The organism is Beijerinckia indica subsp. indica ATCC 9039 (assembly GCF_000019845.1).
In the GTDB taxonomy this organism is placed as follows: Bacteria; Pseudomonadota; Alphaproteobacteria; order Rhizobiales; family Beijerinckiaceae; genus Beijerinckia; species Beijerinckia indica.
Genome location: NC_010581.1, coordinates 2,170,349 through 2,186,383, shown reverse-complemented (window position 1 = coordinate 2,186,383; position 16,035 = coordinate 2,170,349). Strand labels below are relative to the sequence as shown.

The following is a 16,035-nucleotide window of genomic DNA, read 5'->3' as shown; positions in this document are numbered from 1 at the left end:
TCTTCATCGAGTTCGTGTCCGACGCCCCGGCCCATCAGGCTTTGGGGAAAGTCATGGCTTTGCAGCTCTATAATACGCTGACCCGTCAAAAAGACATTTTTGAGCCGATCGATCCGGCCAATGTGCGGCTCTATGCCTGTGGCCCGACGGTTTATGATTTCCTCCATATCGGCAATGGCCGCATGCTGATCGTCTTCGATCTGCTGTTCCGCGTCCTGCGCGATCTTTATGGCGCCGATCACGTCCGCTACGTCCGCAACATCACCGATGTCGATGACAAGATCAATGCGCGCGCTGCCGAACGCGGCATCGATATTCGGGTCCTGACCGATGAAATGACGGCGATCTTCCATGAGGACGCTAAGGCCCTGAACTGCCTGCCGCCCACGGTCGAGCCGCGCGCCACCGAGCATATGGCTGAGATGATCGCCATTATCGAAAAGCTCGTCGCCAATGGCCATGCCTATATCGCGGAAGGCCATGTGCTGTTCGATGTGCCCTCCATGCCGGATTACGGCAAGCTCTCCAAACGCCCGCTCGATGATATGATCGCCGGTGCGCGCGTCGAGGTCGCGCCCTATAAGCGTTCACCGACCGATTTCGTTCTGTGGAAACCGGCCAAGCCTGAGGAACCCGGCTGGGAAAGTCCCTGGGGGCGGGGGCGTCCCGGCTGGCATCTCGAATGCTCGGCCATGAGCTGGAAACATTTGGGCGAAGTTTTCGACATTCACGGCGGCGGCATTGATCTCGTCTTTCCGCACCATGAGAATGAAGTCGCCCAGACCTGCTCGGCCTTTGGCCATGATGTGATGGCCAATGTCTGGATGCATAATGGTCATTTGCAGGTCGAGGGACAGAAAATGTCGAAAAGCCTCGGCAATTTCCTGACCATTCGCGATGTGCTCAAGGACTGGCCCGGCGAGACCGTGCGTTTCACCATGCTCAAGACGCATTATCGCCAGCCGATCGATTGGACGCTTTCGAGCCTGCGCGAAAGCCAGCGTGAACTCGACCGCTGGTATCCCGTCGCAAGGGCTTTTGATCAAATCAATCCTGATAATATTCCCGGTATTCCGTCGTCTTTTCGTGATGCGCTCCAGGATGATTTGAATACGCCGGAGGCCATCACAATCCTACGGCGCCTTTATAAGGATGCGTTGGAAACGACTGATTATGCTGGTGTGCATCTCTTACTTTGTGGCAAATTGCTTGGCCTATTCGACCAATCTCTTGAGAAGTGGAAGAATTGGAAACCAGCAAGTTTCACAGTTGAAAACGTAACATTTGAGGACTTAATAAAAGAAAGAGAAGAGGCTAGGGCGGCAAAGAATTGGCCGAAATCTGACCATCTTCGTGACGTGCTCGCGTCTTATGGAATTGTACTCAAGGATAATAAAGACGGCACGACGAGCTGGGAGGCGAAACGATGAGCGCCGCGCCGGCTCCCGCTTTGCGTCCCTATTTGCCCTCGGATGCGCCGGTTTTGGCGGGCTTGTTTCAAGCCAGTATCGAGGAACTGGCCGCCGAGGATTATGATGAAGCGCAATGCGCCGCCTGGGCCTCGAAAGCTGATGATGAAGCAGCTTTCGGGCAAGGATTGCAGCAAAATCTCACCCTGATCGCGACTGTGGATGGTGCCCCTGCGGGGTTCATCAGTCTCAAGGGTAAGGAAGATCTCGATATGCTTTATGTGCATCCAGATTTCGCCCGTCAGGGAGTGGCTGGCGTGCTTCTCAGCGCGATCGAAAAACTCGCTGCGGCCCGGGGCGCCAAAAAGCTGGACGTCGAGGCCAGCGATACGGCCAAGCCCTTTTTCGATAAGCACGGGTTCGTCGCGGATCATCGCAATACGGTCGAGATCGAGGGGGAATGGCTCGGCCGCACGCATATGCACAAAAATCTGGGCGAGACGCGGGAGGAAAAAAGATGACATCCGGCGCCACAACGCGCGAGCCTCTGACACTCTTTGATACGACGTTGCGCGATGGCGCGCAGACGATGGGCGTCGATTTCTCGCTGGCCGATAAGACGCGCATCGCGGCTCTGCTCGATGATCTCGGCATTGATTATATCGAGGGCGGCTATCCCGGCGCCAATCCGCTCGACACGGACTTTTTTGCGAAACGTCCGCCGCTGCGGCAGGCGCGTTTCACCGCCTTCGGCATGACCAAAAGAGCAGGGCGTTCCGCCGAGAATGATCCAGGCATCGCGGGCCTTCTTTCTGCCGATGCGCAAGCGATCACTTTCGTCGCCAAATCATGGGACTATCAAGTGCATGTCGCGCTCGGCTGCACTTTGGAGGAAAATCTTGACGGCATCACGCAATCCATTGCGGCGGCGGTGAAGGCGGGGCGTGAGGCTCTGCTTGATTGCGAACATTTTTTTGATGGATACAAGGCCAATCCCGCTTATGCGCTCGAATGCGCCAAAACGGCTTATGCGGCGGGAGCACGCTGGGTTGTTCTCTGCGATACCAATGGCGGCACGCTGCCGCATGAGATCGAGGAGATCGTGCGCGCCGTGAGCGAGCATGTGCCGGGCAGCGCCCTTGGTATACATGCTCACAATGATACCGAAATGGCGGTCGCCAATTCCTTGGCGGCGGTGCGTGGCGGGGCGCGGCAGATTCAGGGCACATTGAACGGGCTTGGCGAACGTTGCGGCAATGCCAATCTCGTCTCGCTCATTCCGACGCTTTTGCTCAAGGAGCCCTATGCGCATAAGTTCAAGCTGAATGTGGCGATTGAGACATTGCCGTTGCTGACCAAGATCAGCCACACGCTCGATGAATTGCTGAACCGTTCGCCGAACCGGCATGCGCCCTATGTTGGCGCTTCGGCCTTCGCGACCAAGGCCGGCATTCATGCCTCGGCCCTGATGAAGGAGCCGAAAACCTATGAGCATGTGCCGCCCGAAAGCGTTGGCAACAAGCGTCGGTTGCTTGTGTCCGATCAGGCGGGAAAGTCAAATATTTTGGCCGAATTGCAGCGGATCGGCGTTTCCGTCGATGCCAAGGATCCGCGCGTGACGCGGCTGCTCGAAGAGGTCAAGCAGAAGGAAGCGCTTGGCTATGCTTATGAAGGCGCGGACGCCTCCTTTGAACTGCTGGCGCGGCGCGTCCTTGGAGAAGTACCGGATTATTTCGACATCGAGCGGTTTCACGTCAATGTGGAGCGCCGTTATGATGCGCGCGGCGCGTTCGTCATCGCTTCAGAGGCCGTGGTCAAGCTCAAGATCGGTGGCGAAATTCTTATTTCTGCAGCGGAAGGCGAGGGGCCGGTCAATGCGCTCGATCTTGCCCTGCGCAAGGATCTTGGCAAGTATCAGGGGTTTATTTCCGATCTCCAGCTTGTCGATTATCGCGTCCGTGTTTTCCAGGGCGGGACGGATGCGGTGACGCGGGTGCTGATCGAGTTCTCGGAAGCAAGTGGCGAGACGTGGACCACTGTGGGGGTTTCCTCCAACATCATCGAGGCGTCCTTCCAGGCGCTCCTTGATGCCATCACCTACAAACTCATGAAAGCGGGGGCGAAATAGGTTGCGTTTCGCTCACCCGTGATCCTGCCATTCGACGCGATTGGACGGTAAGGGTCCGATCATTTCCGTCAATGTGTTGAGAGAAGCAATATGGTGTGGGTCAAAGACTTTAGTATGCGCGGCTGCTAATGTGCGATAAAGATTGGCCGCCGCCAAAGCCTCTTCTTTCTGGCCTGTCTTGTTTAAGATATTGGCGAGCGTATTGAGCGCCAAAGCGAGATCGGCGGTAAATGTTTGTGGCCGATTTTCAGCCAGGTCGCGATATAAGTTGACGGCTTCTTTCGCGGGCGCCAAAGCGCATTCATGCTGACCGATATGGCTCAATCTGTTTGCGAGATTATTGAGAGATCCAGCAAGGTGATGGGTAAAGGCGGCGGGTCGATTGGCCGCCAGGGCGCGATAAAGCTGCGCTGCCTCGCGTGCGGCGACAAGGGCTTCCTCGACCCTTTCGAGATCGCTCAGCCTGTTTGCAAGAGTATTGAGTGAGCCGGCGAGATTAGGGATAAAAACATCAGGGTAACCCGCGGCCAAGGTCCGGCGAAGGCTGACGGCTTCTTCCGCCGCCACAAGAGCCTCCTCATAGTAACCGAGTGCGCTGAGATTATTGGCCAAGGTGTTGAGTGAGGCCGCGAGATCTTGCGTAAAAACTTCAGGCCGGGTCTTGACCAGTGAGCGGCGGATCGCGACAGCTTCTTGCGTCGCTGTCAAAGCCTGTTCCGGTCTGTTGAGGGCACTGAGACTATTCGCCAAGGTGTTGAGCGAGACCGCGAGGTCTTGCTGATACACATCCGGTTGCGAAGCCGTCAGGCGCCGACGAAGGGCCACGGATTCTTGCGCCTGCGTCAAGGCTTCCTCGCGTTGGCCGATATCACGCAGCCGATTGGAGAGACTGTTGAGGGCCATCGCAAGTTGAGGCGTGAAGGCTTGTGGCCGCGCTGCGGTGAGGAACCGAAAATGTGTGACGGATTCCTGTGCAGCCTCCAACGCCTCGTCCCGCCGGCCAAGATCGTTCAGTTTGTTCGCGAGATTATTGAGTGCGGTCGCAAGGGCGGGGGTAAAGAGTTCAGGCTGGTGTGCCGACAGGTCTTTGTAGAAAGCGACGCTTTCCTGCATCACCGTTAGGGCTTCCTCACGCTGTCCAAGCGCACTCAGTCGATTGGAGAGATTATTGAGCGATCCCGCGAGGTCCGGCATGAATCGATTGGGAAGGACGTCAGCCAATTGCCGGTAGAGAGCGGCGGCTTCTTGGGCAAAGGTCAAAGCTTCTTCCCGCTGCCCAAGCTCGCTGAGCCGATTGGCAAGATTATTCAGCGCCATGGCAAGGGCGGGCGCGAAACGATGAGGCTGTCTGGCTGTCAGAAGACGATAATTCTGTACCGCTTCCCGTGCTGGAATAAGAGCCCCACGACAATGGCCAAGCTCACCAAGGCATGTCGCATAAGTGTTGAGAGAGAAAGCCAGGTCCGCAATGAATGTGTCGGAGCCACTATCCGCCAGGACGCGGCGGAGCGCCAGAGCTTCTTCCGCAAAAGCCAGAGCTTTTTCCTTTTCACCGATTTCGCTCAGAATATTGGCAAGAATATCAAGGGCTTCGGCTAGGCCAGGGTTGAATGCGCTGGATTGTTCCTCTGCCAGAACACGATAAAGGGAAACGGCTGTCTCGGCTTTATCGAGAGCCTCGCTCCATTGTCCCTGACGTGAAAAGGAAAGGGCGCTTTCAATAAGGGATTTCGCTTGTGGGCCGGTCATTGTCACAATCGCGGGTCGACCTTCTGTTTGTTCTTGCCGAGCCGCGCATTGAGCGTCATCGCCTGTTCGATCATCGGCACGATATCCTCGATCCTTTCCGCGACGAGATAGCGGATCTCGTAATGGGACGGGATGAAGCCCTGCTGGCGCATATGCGCGAAAAGCGAGAGCAAGGGCTGCCAGAACCCGCCTATATCGGCAAGGACCACAGGCTTCGTGTGGCGCTCGAGCTGGACCCAGGTCAATTGCTCGACCAGTTCCTCAAGCGTGCCGATGCCTCCCGGCAATGCGACAAAGGCATCGGCTTCTTCGAACATCAAACGTTTGCGCGTATGCATGTCGTCGACGATCCGGTGATCCTGGATCTCGATCGACGGCTTTTCCTTGGACTGCAGAAAATCCGGAATGATGCCTGTGACATGGCCGCCACCCGCCAGTACGGCGCGGGCGAGCACGCCCATGAGGCCATTACCGCCGCCGCCATAGACGAGGCCTATGCCGGCGTCAGCGAGTATCGTGCCGAATTGTTCGGCCGCATCGACATAACGCGCGTCGGAGCCCTTGGCGGAGCCGCAATAGACGCAGATCCGGCGCGGTTTTGAACGGTCTGGATCGAGGGGTGCAAAAGCCATGATCCGGTTGTGGCCTGACCCTTTCCCATAATCAAGTCTTGCCGTTTGCCTCAAGGAAAGCCAATCTGAGAAATCAATATTTGTGGAGGATTCGGTGTCGAACTCTCCCCCGAAGGGGTCAATGTCCGACGACCAGGGCCTGGGGCAGCGCGCGGTTATTTTTGTGTTGCTTCTCGGTGTAGCGCTCGCGGCTTATGTCGGCCTGCAACTCTGGCAGCGGCGGCCGCTGCCTCCACCCCCCGAAAAAGAAGTCAGGCCGGAGGATCAATTCGCCGATTTGCCCAAGCCGATTCCCTTGCCGCCGGTGCCACCCGCGCCTGCCCGTCCCGCGATCCTCATGCCGCCGCCCGATACCCAAGCGAGCTTGCCGCAATTCGATATTGTCCGAATCGAGGCTTCAGGCACCATGCTTGTCGCTGGCCGCGCCAAGCCCGAGGCGGAGGTCGTCTTGCTCAATCAGGGGGAGGATCGGGAGCAGGATAAGGAGCTTGCCAGGGTCACGGCCGATGCCGCGGGATTTTTCGTCATGGACGCCGTGACATTGCAACCCGGTGTTTATGCCCTTTCCTTGCGCATGACGCCGAAAGAACAAATGCCGCAAAATTCGCCGCAGAATGTCGCTGTTTTCCTGCCTGAGCCAGGGCGTGGCGAGGCCATGATAGCCTTGGCGGAAGCCGGCAAACCGACGCAAGTGCTGCAGGCGCCGAAGCCGCCGAATGAGGCTGCTGCCGCGTCTCAACGCCTTGCTTTCAAGACGGTGGACGTTGAAGCCGGCCAAGGTCTGTTTGTCGCGGGGCAGGCAGCACCTGACGCGGTTTTGCAGCTTTATCTCAATGAGATATTGCTGACGCAGGTCACGGCGGCCAAGGATGGCGCGTGGTCCCTTCGGGTTGGCCGAGGTCTTGAGGCGGGTTCCTATCGGTTGCGCGCCGATGCGATGGATGAAAAGGGGAATGTCGGGGAGCGCGCGGAAATTCCGTTCGAAGTGCCGGCCAGTTCTCCTGTCGCGGCGGCCTCGGACATGCGGCGGGAGGAGCCTGCCTCGTCCAGTGCGGCGGTGATCGAGAAAATCGATACGATGCGCGTGGAGGAGGGTGATACCCTTTGGCGGATCAGTATGAAAAGGCTCGGTTCCGGGTTCCATTATATGCAGATCTATTCGGCCAATAGCGCGCAGATCCGCGATCCCCAAAAGATCTACCCCGGCCAGATCCTCATTCTGCCTCCGGCTCCGCCGCAAGAGGAGCAAAAGCAGGCGGCGCCAAGATGAATTTGCCACGCGATAGGGCTACATGATCGGCCCCTCGCTGGGCATTCATGCTGGCGGCTTGGCTGGAATGTCTTTTGCCTGATCCTATATGGAGAAGAGAATGCATCGGACCGCGACCCAATCTTAGATCTAAGATATTGGTTTTGCGGATAATCCGGCCATTCGATGTGCTCGAACTATCGTCCGATCTTGTCCTCGCGATCTTGTCTTTGATTGAAGGACGCGCGATCCGCCGCATGGCGGGAGCCAGGAGTTCATGTCGCTTTTCACTTCATTCCCGGCCTCGGCGCAGCATCAAAAGCCGGCGCGTAAAATCGATTTCGGCGTGACCACGCGCAAGCTTTGGCCTTATCTCTGGCCGGCCGATCGTCCCGATCTCAAGAAGCGGATCTATCTTTCGCTTATGCTGTTGCTGGCGGCCAAGATCGTGACCGTCACCATTCCCTATTCGTTCAAATGGGCGGTGGATGCCTTGGCGCTGCCGCAGGACAATGGGCAGGGCACGGCGGCCTCGCTTGCCTTGCATCCCGTTTTCGCCGGGCCGATCGTCTTGACCTTGCTCTATGGTCTTTTGCGCATCGTCATGGCTCTGCTCACGCAGGTGCGTGACGGCGTATTCGCCGATGTCGCCATGCATGCGGTCAGGCGGCTCGCCCGGGATGTCTTCGTCCATCTGCATTCCCTGTCCTTGCGCTTTCATCTCGAGCGCAAGACAGGCGGCTTGACGCGCATATTGGAACGCGGCCGCAATTCCATCGAGACGATTGTGCGGACCACTGTGCTCACGGCGATCCCGACAGCCGTGGAATTCGTGCTGATCCTCGGCATCCTTCTCCATCAATTCGATTGGCGTTACGCGTTGATCGTGATCACGATGATCATCGCTTATACGAGCTATACGACGGCCTGTACCAATTGGCGGATCGGTATCCGCAAGGCGATGAACGAAAGCGACACCGATGCCAATACCAAGGCGATCGATAGTCTGCTGAATTTTGAAACAGTGAAATATTTCAATGCCGAAGCGCGTGAGAAGCGTCGTTATGACGACTCGATCAGCCGCTACGAGCAGATGAGCATCAAAACCTATACCTCATTGGCTTGGCTGAATGCCGGGCAGGCCGTGATCTTTACGCTTGGGCTTACGCTCGTCATGGTTCTCTGTATTCGCGGTATTCACGAAGGCACCAATACTCCGGGTGATTTCGTGCTTATCAACGCGATGATGATTCAGCTCTATCAGCCGTTGAGCTATATGGGTCTTGTCTATCGGGAAATCCGTCAATCGACTCTGGATATCGAAACGATGTTCGAGATTTTGGGGAAATCACCCGAGGTCGCGGACAGGCCGGGCGCCAAGCCGCTCATCGTCCGTGAGGGAGGCTTGCGGCTCGATCACGTCTCGTTTCATTACGATGAGCGCCGGCCCATTCTGAAGGATGTCTCGTTCGAGGTGCCGCCGGGAAAAACAGTGGCGATCGTCGGTCCATCGGGCGCTGGCAAATCCACTCTTTCGCGCCTGATCTTTCGTTTCTACGAGCCATCCTCTGGCCATATCACGATCGATGGCCAGGATATTGGAGCCGTCACTCAGGTGTCCTTGCGTGGGGCGCTCGGCATCGTGCCGCAGGACACTGTGCTGTTCAACGATACGCTTGATTATAATATCCGTTATGGCCGTCCCGATGCGACCGATGCCGAGGTGCGGGAGGCGGCGCATCTGGCTCAGATCGATGGTTTCATCGAATCCGCACCTGGGGGTTATCAGGCCGCCGTCGGCGAGCGCGGCCTGAAATTATCGGGGGGCGAGAAACAGCGCGTCGCCATTGCCCGCACGATTTTGAAGGCACCGCCGATCCTGGTCCTCGACGAGGCGACCTCGGCGCTCGATTCCTTTACCGAACGGGCGATTCAGGGGGCGCTTGATCAGGTGGCGCGCGGCCGCACCACTTTGGTCATCGCGCACAGGCTTTCGACCATTGTCGGGGCGGATGAAATTCTCGTCCTCGACAAAGGCGAGATCGTCGAGCGCGGCACGCATGCCGAACTTGTTGCGCAGCAGGGCATCTATGCCTCTATGTGGAGCCGTCAGCATGATGTCGAGTTGGCGGAGGAGATTTTGCGCCGTGCTGCCGCCGAAGAAGGGCAGGCGGTCGAAATTTCTCTTGGAGAGCGTGGCAAGAGGCAGGAAAAGGATGAAGCCACAACCGCTTTGAAGCTCGGAAAGGGTGATTTTGAAGAAACCGAAGAACACGCCGGACTCACCGGTCTTTGACGAGGTGAAGCCGACGCCGCGTCCCGATCCGTTCTCCTTGGCTTTCGAGGAGGCCCACAAGGCGGCGGCGCGTGGGGAGGTACCGGTCGGCGCGGTGATCATGCGTGAGGGGATCATATTGGCGCGGGCGGGCAATCAGGTTCTTGCCGATAAGGATCCGACCGCCCATGCGGAAATGCTGGCTATTCGCCAGGCTTGCGCCGTGCTCGGTTCCGAACGGCTCATTGGTTGCGATCTCTACGTGACGCTTGAGCCTTGTGCCATGTGTGCGGCAGCCATTGCCCATGCCCGCTTGCGCAGGCTCTATTTTTCGGCATCCGATCCGAAAGGGGGAGGGGTCGAACATGGTGCGCGGATTTTCGCGCAGCCGACCTGCCATCACGTGACGGAAATATATGGCGGCTTGCGGGAAAGCGAGGCCGCAGCCCTTTTACGGGCTTTTTTCCTGGAACGGCGATAAATATCCGATTGGGCCGAAAAAGGGCGTTCCCTTTAGACGAGGGGACGGGCGTGGGTTTTCCTGACGGGCCCCTCTTTATAAAAATGATGGGTTTCGCGTTGGGGCGCATGGACGCGCGAAGCAGAATATCGGCTGGTCTTTCCACTCGATGAAACCCGTTGATCGGCCCAGTTCGATCGCCTGACAAGGGCTGTCTGCGCGGCCCCCGACCATGCGGGCTCCATGTCCGACCTCGCTAATTGTCCGTGCAAGGTTTCGGCGATCCAGAGCCAGAGTCCCTTGAGATAGGAGCCTTGATAGCGCGTGAAGTGAAAATCCCTTTCGCCCTTCGCGTTGGTGTAGGAAATGGCGGGAGCGAGAGAAGCGGGGCCGACAAGCGTATTGCACCCTTCTGTGCGGCAGTGATGGCCGGGTAAACCAAGGTAAATGACCTGGTCCATTTGAGGCTGACCGCATGTCGGACATTGACTAATGGGCACGCTACCCCTCCGTTAGGTGACACCAAAATCGGGACGATTTGAACAAGGCCCGAAACAAAGCCGCTTTCGAGATCAAGATGTCATCCTCCCCCGAATGAGGATGTCTTCGGTCAGGAAAAGCGCCGACGCGATAATTCGGTGCGATCATAAGCATGGTAGAACCTAGCAAATGTCCGCTCTTTCCCTGAATTCTTGCTCTCGATAGCGGTTATTGTGTGAGCAAGTATTTGTAGGTGGATTAATTGACCAACGTAGGGCAGTGTCCTTCCCAATCATGGAAATATTAAGATTATTTTAGGGTTATTTGCAGACTCGCAGAGGGTAAAACCCTTCAAAAACAATGTAAACGAATTGACGCTGCCTTAATCGCCAAGCAGTTAAAAAGAAATCAACGAGAACCTTCGTGGTTCTTACAGGCTGGATCATCTCTGAACATATTACGCGCGCGATAGGCGTTAAGAGGTGTCGTATCGATCCCGAGCCGCTTGGCGATGGCCTCGCCGACAACAGCGAAACGCTGCCGGAACTCATAGATGAAGGCGAGCGGCGAACCTTTATGTCTGACCTCCGGTCCAACACGGAAAAGGCCGGAGAGAATGGTCGATTCATCCTGATCGGTCAGAACATGATGACCCTGGTCGTCGCGTTCGAACCAATGGTCGATCAGGCTGGCGCTGCCGGTAAACCCGGTCGCCAGCACGGGAAAAGTGCGCGTCGTCCAAAATCGTCCATCCGCCGCGTGGACCTTTACGATTTCGCCAAGACGCTCGATCCGCACCACATGCGCGTCACCAATCAATTCGATCGGCTGTTTCTGTTGCAAAGCGGCGTTCAGGCGTTGGCTGGTCAAAGGAGAAAGGGTGACGCCCGGATTGGTATCGTCGCTTTCCCAAACCGCTGATCGGTTGAGAAGTGTCACTTTTTTCCCGGCATTGGCGAAACCGATCGCGGCATCCATGCCGCTTTCGTAACCCCCGACGATGACGACCTCATCGCCCGGATAATCCGACCACAGCCTGATCTGGCTGGAATGGATGCCATGTTCCGATCCGGGTACGGCGGAGAGGTTGGGATATTGAAATTGACCGGCCGCCCAGATCACGAAATGCGCTGTTATATCACCGACATTGGTATGCAGGACAATATCGGTTCCTTCAGGATCGAGGCCCGTAATATTGATGGGGCTCGCGACGTCGAGACCGAACACGTCCACGGCCTCTTCGAGGTAGGACACATATTCCGCCCCGCTCAAATGTTCGCGCTTCAACGCATAGGCCGGCGAACTATCAAAACTGATGGCGTTGAGATCCGTCAGACCGAAGGCATTGCTTGGAAAGGACGGAGTAATGAAACGGGTTGTCGTCGGCCATAGATGAAAGGAGGCGCCGATCCGATTGCGTTCGAGAATCGTGACTCCAGGGATGGCGAGATCGCGCAAGACTCGCCCCATGCCGATACCCGCCGGTCCCGCGCCAATAATGGCGACATTGACCTTCTTTGGGGGAAAGGAAGGGGCAGGTCTCGTCATACGCCAGGCTCCATCTGAAGAGAGGGCTGTGCCCCATGGATCTGGGACAGAGCATCTCAGAAACCATGCTCATGGATGGAGCCTGGTTTGTTCCTTGATCTCAACAGGCCATTCAACCGGACAGGGCGCCGAGCAATTCGACCGTCACGTTCTCTGTGCCGAGAACACATTGGCAGGCGAGACGCGATTTGGACGCGACACCAACCATGGAATCGAGTTTTTCGCTTTCAGGGCGGCCCATTTTTGCCAGGCTTTTCTTCCCTTCGAGAATGAACACATGGCAGGATTCGCATTTTGCGTCTCGATTGCATTTCACCTCAATCGGCTCGCCGGCGGCGATAATGGCGTCGATGAGGATGGAGCCTTCGGCGGCGACTTGCGTCTTGCCGGAGGGCTTGATCGTGACCGTGGGCATGAAAAATTCCTTTAAACGTTCGATTTATGGTCCCTTGCGCCGGGCTCTCAAGCACCAGACCCAAAAGAGGAAAGCTCTTTCGGGTCTGATTTATTTCTGAGATCCAGCGGCCGCAGGCCGAGGCGATCGGAAGAACGCCATGTACCGTGGATAAAGGAGGGCACCCGCGAAAGAATGCCCTTCTTATATATGTTATAACGTATCATTATCGGCCTTTGTCAAGCTCTGGACAGGGTCGTTTGCGGCAGGTGCCGAACCGGGCATCAAACCAAAAGGAGACGCTTCTCTTTTGATGAATTTGATGCATTTTCAAAAATGAGAGCGTTACATCCGATTCCGATAAAAAGAGTGAAGCCGGAAGGGATTTCGCTTGCGCGCGGAGGCTTGACAGCCAAGGGACGGACAAGGCATGGACTTGAGTGCATGAAACTGATTTTCACCATCCCGATCGGGTGTGAACGGGGCTTCGAGATTTTCAGGATGTCCGAAGCTGCTTCATGAATGGCGTTCGTTGCGTGAATGCGTTCGAAAATCCTGCCTGGGCAAGGCTCTCCATGACCGATAAGCCGAAACTGCATATTCTTCTTTGCGCACCGCGCGGATTTTGTGCCGGCGTCGTGCGGGCCATTGATGCGGTCGAACAGGCTTTGCGCCTGTACGGAGCGCCGGTCTATGTACGCCATGAGATCGTCCACAATAAATTCGTGGTCGAGGGATTGAAGGCAAAGGGAGCAATCTTCGTCGAGGAGCTGGACGAGGTTCCAGATACGGATAAGCCCGTGATCTTCTCGGCTCATGGCGTGCCGAAATCCATCCCCGCGGAAGCACAGAGCCGCAATATTTTCGCGATTGATGCGACCTGCCCGCTGGTGACAAAAGTGCATCGTGAGGCGGAACTCCACCACAATAATGGCCGCCAGGTGCTGCTCGTCGGCCATGCCGGTCACCCTGAAGTCGTTGGCACATTGGGCCAATTGCCGGAAGGCTCGATCCTGCTGGTGCAGACGCCGGGTGAGATCGAAACTTTGCAGGTCAAGGACGAGAAAAACCTCGCCTATGTCACGCAGACCACGCTTTCGGTCGATGACACAAGAAATATGGTCGAAGCACTGACCAAGCGTTTCCCCGAGATTATCGGGCCGCACCGTGAGGACATTTGCTATGCGACGACCAATCGGCAGGAGGCGGTGAAGCGCATCGCGCCAATCGTCGATGCGCTGCTTGTCGTCGGCTCCTCCAATTCCTCCAATTCACAAAGGCTGCGGGAAGTCGCCGAACGCTCGGGCTGCAAGCTCGCTCGTCTGGTGCTGCGTGCCGACGATGTGGAATGGGATTTGTTCTCGAATATTTCCTCGCTTGGCATTACGGCTGGCGCCTCGGCCCCGGAAGTGCTCGTCGAGGAAATCATGGCCGCCTTCGCCGAGCGTTTCGAGCTCGAGGTCGAGACTGTCTCGACCGCCGATGAAGGTGTCTTCTTCCCGCTCCCGCGTGAATTGCGTCAGGCGGCGTCTTGACGAGCTGAGACTATTTGATGCCAAAAGGTCATCGGTACGACACCGATGACCGCCATCATAAAAATGATCAAGAGATCAGTGCCTTTGTATGCGTGCGGTTTTGCCGACACGGTGAGATCAAGACCCGCAAAAGAAAAGTAAGCCGCCCACCAGCACGGCGCCAGGAATATCCTCGACAGAGCAATCCGTTCTCGCCAGGAACGGGCCGCGATTGCGAGATTGCGCTTATTCACCGGATAGAGTTCTTCCGAAAAGAGTTGACGTGCCATGACGGCCGTCAGGATGATCCCGTTCGTTCCCTTTGCTAAAATCAGGTGGAACTTGGGAACGCTTGAGGCGCGCGGGAATTGTTGAGGACGCAAACCAGAGCTTTGTTGTAGATGGAATTGGTCTCGATCACCCTAAGAGAGTATGGTTTATTGCACTGTTAATATATATTAATAGTATAAATTAAAGTATAATCTTTATTGACGAAGGGTAGATGACTAAAAATAAAGTGAATTATACGGCTTTATTATTGATGGGAGCTATCCTATATCTGATTTAGTTACTTTGGCGAACCAGCGCCGATTCGTCGAAGTTTGAGACGGCGGATCATCGACTTTGAGACAGTAGATTATCAAGGAGACTTCTGATGAAGATTTCAGGACGTAATTTTATTGCTGGTACGATCAAGGATGTGCACAAGGGTTCGACAACGGCGCATGTCCATCTGGAAATCGCTGGTGGCGTCATTATTACGGCGTCCATCACCAACGAATCCGTTGATGAGCTCGGACTTGCTCCCGGCAAGAAGGCGCATGCCCTCATCAAGTCTTCCGATGTGATGATCGCGGTCGACTAATTTTTCCTTTCTGGGAAGCATTGATTAAATAAAAAATCCCCGCCAAAAGGCGGGGATTTTTTTAACACTGTGATGACACCGCGCAATTACCAAGAAGATTGAATCTATTTGGCGTTCTTACACAAACAACGCTCGGAACGATTGCGAGAGAACTAAAGGTGGTGTAGGGAATCACGTCAATGTGATGAAGGGTGCTTTCATCGTGAGAGCTTGAAACCCTTTCAGTCCCGGGTCCTTAGACATTCAGCATGAGCCTAACGTTTTCTCACACTTTACCAAGGCTCGAGGCCGGTCCGTGGCGAAAGACGCTTGGGCTCCGCGGCATCGTCGAACGTCAATGAGATAAGAAGAATGACTATCGTTCCGATGTCGGAAGACAAGGCCTCATCGCTTTTTCCAGGCCAGGTTCTCCTTGAGCTTTTTCGTCATGGGCTTGATCCGAGGCGCGAATATACTTTGAGAGCGGGCTCTCTGCTGACCATGGCGAAATGCCTGGCCCAGGCAATGCGGTATCCGCATTGGACACGCGAATGGCTCGCCTTCCTCAAAACATTTGCGCGAGCAGAGGATCTTCCGCCGGCACCGCTAGAACTCGTGCTGAAGCCGCTCGGCACTTATGCTGTCCACGGTCTGAGCGTCCGAGAGCATGTCGCGATGCTGCGTGGCCATTATCTTTTTGCGGCAAGGACAATGCCGAGGCGGTTGCTTTTGTCGCTTTGGGCGGATGCCGGTGTCGAACTCGGCTATCTCCGTGGCAAAAGTGGTAAAATTTATCGGCTTAAGCTCGATCCGGCGCGGCATTGCGGCAAAGAAGGCGAATATTCTCTCGTGTTCGAAGACGTGGAGGATGGTTTCGTTCTCGCTCGGCTAACCTTCCTGCTCACACCTCAAAATGGTGAGGCCCTTGAGCCTGTCGCCTTGATCGGAGGCCTGCAAGGGCCATCGACTATCGTCGGAGCGGATTGGAAGGACAGGAAGGAACGCATCGTTTCCGCGACGCGGGACCTGTCTGGTTTGCGGCCCAAAATGGTCGTATTCATCGCTCTATCGGCTTTTGCCGCGGCTTGCGGCGTGACCAGCTTGCATGCGGTCTCTAATCGAACGCATATCATCAATGCCGACGCGCGCTATCAGCGAAAACGACTACGCGCCGATTATGATGGCTTCTGGATCGAACGCCAAGGCATATCCGATGGTTTCGGATTCAGAATGCCTTTGGACCTGGCTTCCAAATCGGAGCGCGCCGCCTACAAACAACAACGCGCAAGCGTGGTGACATTGGTCGATCATCTCTTTGCGGCAAGCTGATGCGTATTTTGAGCATCGTTCAGG

15 protein-coding genes are annotated in these 16,035 nt (G+C 56.1%); 9 read left to right on the top strand and 6 right to left on the bottom strand.

Features of this window, described 5'->3' with window-relative positions:
- Positions 1-53 precede the first annotated feature (53 nt).
- Genes cysS through cimA form a run of 3 tightly spaced genes read left to right on the top strand, consistent with a single transcriptional unit; the run spans position 54 to position 3,537 of the window.
- Entirely contained in the window at positions 54-1,430 is a 1,377-nt protein-coding gene (gene cysS / locus BIND_RS09700) for a cysteine--tRNA ligase (RefSeq protein WP_012384896.1), read from the top strand.
- Positions 1,427-1,930 (top strand): GNAT family N-acetyltransferase, encoded by a 504-nt coding sequence (locus BIND_RS09695; RefSeq protein WP_012384895.1) that lies wholly within the window; start codon positions 1,427-1,429, stop codon positions 1,928-1,930. The genes cysS and BIND_RS09695 overlap by 4 nt, the downstream gene beginning before the upstream one ends.
- Positions 1,927-3,537, top strand: a complete 1,611-nt coding sequence (gene cimA, locus BIND_RS09690; RefSeq protein ID WP_012384894.1) for a citramalate synthase — start codon at positions 1,927-1,929, stop codon at positions 3,535-3,537. The genes BIND_RS09695 and cimA overlap by 4 nt, the downstream gene beginning before the upstream one ends.
- Positions 3,538-3,549: 12 nt before the next feature.
- Here cimA and BIND_RS09685 read toward each other — a convergent pair whose 3' ends face one another.
- Positions 3,550-5,286 carry a tetratricopeptide repeat protein gene (locus BIND_RS09685; RefSeq protein WP_012384893.1) on the bottom strand — a complete coding sequence of 579 codons (1,737 nt, stop codon included), beginning with the start codon at positions 5,284-5,286 and terminating at the stop codon, positions 3,550-3,552.
- Positions 5,287-5,288: 2 nt separating this feature from the next.
- Positions 5,289-5,918, bottom strand: coding sequence for an LOG family protein (locus BIND_RS09680; protein WP_012384892.1), 630 nt, complete (start codon positions 5,916-5,918; stop codon positions 5,289-5,291).
- 121 nt (positions 5,919-6,039) lie between these two features.
- Between BIND_RS09680 and BIND_RS09675 the strand changes: the two genes are divergently transcribed.
- The 3 genes from BIND_RS09675 to BIND_RS09665 all read left to right on the top strand — a co-directional run bounded on the left by BIND_RS09675 (position 6,040) and on the right by BIND_RS09665 (position 9,923).
- Complete coding sequence (locus BIND_RS09675; RefSeq protein WP_012384891.1) at positions 6,040-7,188, top strand: LysM peptidoglycan-binding domain-containing protein; 1,149 nt, start codon at positions 6,040-6,042, stop codon at positions 7,186-7,188.
- 256 nt (positions 7,189-7,444) lie between these two features.
- The gene (locus BIND_RS09670; RefSeq protein WP_012384890.1) at positions 7,445-9,463 is read left to right on the top strand and encodes an ABCB family ABC transporter ATP-binding protein/permease; all 2,019 of its coding nucleotides are present in this window, start codon (positions 7,445-7,447) and stop codon (positions 9,461-9,463) included.
- A gap of 4 nt (positions 9,464-9,467) precedes the next feature.
- Complete coding sequence (locus BIND_RS09665; RefSeq protein WP_012384889.1) at positions 9,468-9,923, top strand: nucleoside deaminase; 456 nt, start codon at positions 9,468-9,470, stop codon at positions 9,921-9,923.
- A gap of 32 nt (positions 9,924-9,955) precedes the next feature.
- On the opposite strand, the gene BIND_RS09660 is transcribed toward BIND_RS09665, so the two are convergent.
- The 3 genes from BIND_RS09660 to BIND_RS09650 all read right to left on the bottom strand — a co-directional run bounded on the left by BIND_RS09660 (position 9,956) and on the right by BIND_RS09650 (position 12,345).
- Positions 9,956-10,363: a hypothetical protein gene (locus tag BIND_RS09660; protein ID WP_041778022.1), complete on the bottom strand. Its 408-nt coding sequence runs from the start codon at positions 10,361-10,363 to the stop codon at positions 9,956-9,958.
- 427 nt (positions 10,364-10,790) lie between these two features.
- Positions 10,791-11,930 (bottom strand): NAD(P)/FAD-dependent oxidoreductase, encoded by a 1,140-nt coding sequence (locus BIND_RS09655; RefSeq protein ID WP_012384887.1) that lies wholly within the window; start codon positions 11,928-11,930, stop codon positions 10,791-10,793.
- Positions 11,931-12,042: 112 nt separating this feature from the next.
- Entirely contained in the window at positions 12,043-12,345 is a 303-nt protein-coding gene (locus tag BIND_RS09650; protein WP_012384886.1) for a 2Fe-2S iron-sulfur cluster-binding protein, read from the bottom strand.
- Between the two features lie 554 nt (positions 12,346-12,899).
- Here BIND_RS09650 and ispH point away from each other — a divergent pair.
- Positions 12,900-13,859 (top strand): 4-hydroxy-3-methylbut-2-enyl diphosphate reductase, encoded by a 960-nt coding sequence (gene ispH, locus BIND_RS09645; RefSeq protein ID WP_012384885.1) that lies wholly within the window; start codon positions 12,900-12,902, stop codon positions 13,857-13,859.
- Here ispH and BIND_RS09640 read toward each other — a convergent pair.
- Complete coding sequence (locus BIND_RS09640) at positions 13,844-14,221, bottom strand: hypothetical protein (RefSeq protein WP_148210607.1); 378 nt, start codon at positions 14,219-14,221, stop codon at positions 13,844-13,846. The genes ispH and BIND_RS09640 overlap by 16 nt on opposite strands.
- Positions 14,222-14,493: 272 nt before the next feature.
- Here BIND_RS09640 and BIND_RS09635 point away from each other — a divergent pair, with 272 nt between their 5' ends.
- Both BIND_RS09635 and BIND_RS09630 read left to right on the top strand, forming a co-directional pair.
- The gene (locus tag BIND_RS09635; RefSeq protein WP_012384884.1) at positions 14,494-14,703 is read left to right on the top strand and encodes a TOBE domain-containing protein; all 210 of its coding nucleotides are present in this window, start codon (positions 14,494-14,496) and stop codon (positions 14,701-14,703) included.
- Positions 14,704-15,054: 351 nt separating this feature from the next.
- Positions 15,055-16,011, top strand: a complete 957-nt coding sequence (locus BIND_RS09630) for a DUF535 family protein (protein ID WP_012384883.1) — start codon at positions 15,055-15,057, stop codon at positions 16,009-16,011.
- Positions 16,012-16,035 lie beyond the last annotated feature (24 nt).

What these genes read in the sequence shown, in the direction of transcription:
- BIND_RS09655 (WP_012384887.1), bottom strand. Translation starts at nt 11,930, where the DNA reads ATGACGAGACCTGCCCCTTCCTTTCCCCCAAAGAAGGTCAATGTCGCC.
- BIND_RS09670 (WP_012384890.1), top strand. Translation starts at nt 7,445, where the DNA reads ATGTCGCTTTTCACTTCATTCCCGGCCTCGGCGCAGCATCAAAAGCCG.
- BIND_RS09675 (WP_012384891.1), top strand. Translation starts at nt 6,040, where the DNA reads ATGTCCGACGACCAGGGCCTGGGGCAGCGCGCGGTTATTTTTGTGTTG.
- BIND_RS09630 (WP_012384883.1), top strand. Translation starts at nt 15,055, where the DNA reads ATGACTATCGTTCCGATGTCGGAAGACAAGGCCTCATCGCTTTTTCCA.
- cysS (WP_012384896.1), top strand. Translation starts at nt 54, where the DNA reads ATGGCTTTGCAGCTCTATAATACGCTGACCCGTCAAAAAGACATTTTT.
- BIND_RS09685 (WP_012384893.1), bottom strand. Translation starts at nt 5,286, where the DNA reads ATGACCGGCCCACAAGCGAAATCCCTTATTGAAAGCGCCCTTTCCTTT.
- BIND_RS09660 (WP_041778022.1), bottom strand. Translation starts at nt 10,363, where the DNA reads ATGGACCAGGTCATTTACCTTGGTTTACCCGGCCATCACTGCCGCACA.
- ispH (WP_012384885.1), top strand. Translation starts at nt 12,900, where the DNA reads ATGACCGATAAGCCGAAACTGCATATTCTTCTTTGCGCACCGCGCGGA.
- BIND_RS09695 (WP_012384895.1), top strand. Translation starts at nt 1,427, where the DNA reads ATGAGCGCCGCGCCGGCTCCCGCTTTGCGTCCCTATTTGCCCTCGGAT.
- cimA (WP_012384894.1), top strand. Translation starts at nt 1,927, where the DNA reads ATGACATCCGGCGCCACAACGCGCGAGCCTCTGACACTCTTTGATACG.
- BIND_RS09680 (WP_012384892.1), bottom strand. Translation starts at nt 5,918, where the DNA reads ATGGCTTTTGCACCCCTCGATCCAGACCGTTCAAAACCGCGCCGGATC.
- BIND_RS09635 (WP_012384884.1), top strand. Translation starts at nt 14,494, where the DNA reads ATGAAGATTTCAGGACGTAATTTTATTGCTGGTACGATCAAGGATGTG.
- BIND_RS09650 (WP_012384886.1), bottom strand. Translation starts at nt 12,345, where the DNA reads ATGCCCACGGTCACGATCAAGCCCTCCGGCAAGACGCAAGTCGCCGCC.